Below are 791 nucleotides of genomic sequence, written 5' to 3'. Positions count from 1 at the left end.
TCCGCTACTTGCGTTAACCGGGAACGTTATGCCCAAGCTAAAAAATGAGACTACTTTTAATTAACATACTCCTCTTAATCTCGATTCAAATGCGGTCACAAACTGACCTTGGAATCGGATTAGTCTCGATCCATTTTGACGACAAAACAGTTTTGGAGTTTTATTCAGACACTTTATCAAAAGAATCCGATAGGATTATTGAATTTTTTGACGATAAGAATATAAACAGTTGGAATATCAAAGGGCTTGACAAACAAAAGGAATGGCTGAAACCAGAGGTTTTTTGGTTGGACTATTACGCATTCACCTTTCGTTGTTTAACTAACTCTGACAATTGGTTCGAGATAATTGTAAACAATGAAACCGAGAAATCTTATTGGTTAAAAAACACTCATTCAACAGAGTTCAAAAATTGGGAAGAATATCTAAAAGATATGTTCAGCGTGGAGCGGCATCCAAGTTTTCCTCAACAAATTAGAACCGAACCAACAGATAATTCACAAAAATTAAAATATCAAGGAACGGATTGTTTTGTTGTCAAATCAATGAACGGAGATTGGATTGAAATTACGACACCTGAATACTGTGATGAAAATTTTACTGACAGCAAAACAGCTATAAAATCAGGTTGGATAAAGTGGCGAAAAGGAAATGAATTGATGATTAATTACTTTACGACAAGTTAATTAAATAAAAAAGCCTGGGCATAACATCGGTTAACGAGCAAATAGCGGCAGACCATCGAAAAATGACATTTTTGACTACCTTTAAAAAGATAACTTAACCGACAA

1 protein-coding gene is annotated in these 791 nt (G+C 34.6%); it reads left to right on the top strand.

Features of this window, described 5'->3' with window-relative positions; genetic code table 11:
* Positions 1-44: 44 nt before the first annotated feature.
* Entirely contained in the window at positions 45-686 is a 642-nt protein-coding gene (locus ACFQ1G_RS01355) for a hypothetical protein (protein WP_380736442.1), read from the top strand.
* The last annotated feature ends 105 nt before the right edge of the window (positions 687-791 follow it).

The organism is Salinimicrobium gaetbulicola (genome assembly GCF_042676025.1).
GTDB classification, from domain to species: domain Bacteria; phylum Bacteroidota; class Bacteroidia; order Flavobacteriales; family Flavobacteriaceae; genus Salinimicrobium; species Salinimicrobium gaetbulicola.
Note: the sequence above shows the minus strand (reverse complement) of the source record. Positions and strands in the feature narration are given on the sequence as shown.